The sequence below is a fragment of the Methanobrevibacter sp. genome (assembly GCF_045646045.1).
Taxonomy (GTDB): Archaea; Methanobacteriota; Methanobacteria; order Methanobacteriales; family Methanobacteriaceae; genus Methanocatella.
This window is the reverse complement of record NZ_JAZRJY010000166.1, coordinates 1-3018: the sequence shown is the minus strand read 5'-3', so window position 1 is coordinate 3018 and position 3018 is coordinate 1. Positions and strand designations below refer to the sequence as shown.

Genomic DNA, 3018 nt, shown 5'->3' with positions numbered 1-3018 from the left:
ATGTTCTTTTTAAGTGAATCAAACAGCAATGAGATTTTCAGTGACTTTAAAAACAATATTGCTATTTCATGTGGTGGGGCAATATTTTTCTTCAACAAAACAAACCGCAATTCATTCAGGGGCAGTTTTATTAATAATACTGCTAAAGGTTTGATTGTTTCATATAATGCTAATGGTGGGGCCATTACATTTAAAGACACTTCAAAAGACTGTGTATTTGATTGTGATTTCATTAATAACACTGCAAGACTGAACGGTGGAGCAGTAAATTACAGAAAAACTCCTTTTAACATAACATTTAAAGGCAATTTTATTGCCAACAGTGCGCAAAACGGTGGAGGACTTAATTTCTTTGATGAATTTGATAATATAACCTTCTGCTGCAATTTCATTGCCAACAATGCAACGAGTGGTGGGGCAATTGCCATCAATAAGGAAATTAACAATGAAAGCACTGTATATCCAGACCATAATACGGCTGTGGCAAACTGTAATTTCACTGATAACCGTGCTGAAGAAGGCGGAGCTATTTTTGCTTCAAAGCTCTACTGTGAAAATTCAAGTTTCGACAACAACACTGCCTTAATGGGCGGAGCAATATGTGCTGCAGGAAAAACCACGATAAACAATGCATTATTTACCGGCAACCGGGCTAAAGACGGAGGAGCAATACACGCAGAAGACAACATCACAATAACCAATGCAACACTCAAAAACAATGAAGCAAATTCATATGGAGGAGCAATAACCACAATGGGTGATGCTACAATAGACAATGCAACACTAAACAATAACCAGGCCGAAAGGGCTGGCGCAATATATGTGCTTGGTAAAGCCACAATAAACAATATAATATCCAGCAATAACAAAGCAAGCGAATTAGGAAGTTCTCTTTATGGTGATGGTGCTGAAATAATCCTAAAGAATGGAATTTTAAAAAATGAAAATAGCCCATGGAGTTTAATTTTCTTGGAAAAATCTTTAATTTCTATTGAAAATACCTCTTTTGTAAATTTAACTTCCGAATATGCTACTGCAATTTATTTATCAAATAGTAGTGGAAAAATTAGAAATAGTAATTTTGTCAACTTGAGTGCATTCAAAAGTGGAGGAGCAATAGGAATTAAGGAACTTCGCGATGAAATGACCATAGAAAATTGTAACTTTGTAAATGTCAAATCACAAAAAAATGGAGGAGCAATTTTTGCAGAGGTTGCCGATGGAACAAAATATACTGCAAAATGCATTAATATAGTTAATACAACATTCATTGATTGTAATAGTGGATTTGGTGGTGCTATCTTACAGTTAAATGGTATACTAAATATTGAAGATTCTAAATTTAACAATAATAATGCAGCTATAAGCGGAGGAGCAATATATACCGCATTGACAGAATTTAACTTAAAAAATAGTGAATTTAATAATAATTCCGCATTTGAAAATGGTGGAGCAAGTTACGTTGAATTAACAAATTTTACTGTTGAAAATGTAGTATTTATTGGAAATAAAGTTGAAAATAGCACTATATTGAGTCCGAATACGATTTTTGCTTATGATTCAAGCCCATATATTAAAAATTCATTTTTTAACAATCCAAAATATAGTCTTTCTTCAATTTTCACTGTTGATTATCTCGACGAGAATAATACTGTAAATAATGATGAATTTAATTGGGAAAATAAAATTTACCCACAAGTAGTTGTTAATGAAGGTGTGAAAATTGATGTAATAAATAAGGGCATTAATGTTACAAAGCTCCCTGTCAGATTTGACTTACGTGAATGGGGATGGGACAGTCCTGTTAAAAATCAATTTACTAAAGGTTATTGCTGGGCTTTCAGTATTATAAGTAGTTTAGAATCTGCTTTATTAAAAGCAACAGACGTGGAATATGATTTTTCAGAAAACAATCTGGGAAATAATGAAATAATCTATAGTAAATACGGCAGCACTGAATATGCGGAAGGAGGTAGTCAAACACTCGCATTAGGATATATCTTAAGCTGGTTGGGCCCAGTACCTGAAGACTATGACATTTATGATGAAATAGGTAAAGTATCTGATGTTATGGATATAAATAAAATTCGCGTCCAGGATGCAATTTTAATCCCTGCAAATAAAACTGCTGATTATATCAATACTAATGAAACAAATAATTTAATCAAACAAGCAATATTAAAATACGGCTCTGTTGCAGTAAACTATTTTGGTGAGGGATCTACCTATAATTCCACTTCATTATACCATAATGATACTTATGTATCCACCCACGCGGTTTCTCTAGTAGGATGGGATGATAACTACAGTAAAAATAATTTCAATATTACTCCTCCCGGTGATGGTGCATGGATATTGAAAAACAGTTGGGGTGATGAAGCAGGCATCAATGGATACCAATACATTTCATATTATGATACTTCATTAATGTCTCCGGATGAAGATGCAACTAATGAAACTGCTTATGCAATAGCATTTATAATTGAAAATACTGAGAATTACAAATATAATTACCAAACTGATTTGAGAGGACTTAGAGGAACGGATAAAAATTACACATTTTATTCAAATGAATACACTGCTGTTGCCAATAATCTTTTGGGCGCTGTCGGTACTTACTTTAACGATTCAGGCATAGATTATGAACTTAAAATATACGTTAATGGTGAGCTGAAAATCACACAAAACGGTACAAGTGAATTTCCAGGATTTAAGACCATTAAATTAAATGAATATGTCCCAGTTAAAGAAAATGATGTGTTTAAAGTAGTCTTTAAAAATAACATAGTTCCTTATCAAACCAAAGCAAGACAACATTACATGGAAAACACCAGCTTTATAAGTGCAGATGGTGTAAACTGGATTGATTGTGCTGCATTAAATATGACATGCTGCCTAAAAGTCTACGCATTTGATTTGCCTATCTACACTGATGATTTGGTTAAAATCTATAAGAACGCTTCTAGCTTTGAGGTCAATATCGGTGCTGCAAACGAAACTGTTACTTTTGAGATAAAT

General features: G+C 33.2%; 1 protein-coding gene. It reads left to right on the top strand.

Annotated features, from left to right (window positions below; translation table 11 throughout):
• On the top strand, window positions 1-3018 hold a 3018-nt coding region (locus ACKI5C_RS11075; RefSeq protein ID WP_407433170.1), incomplete at both ends, for a C1 family peptidase.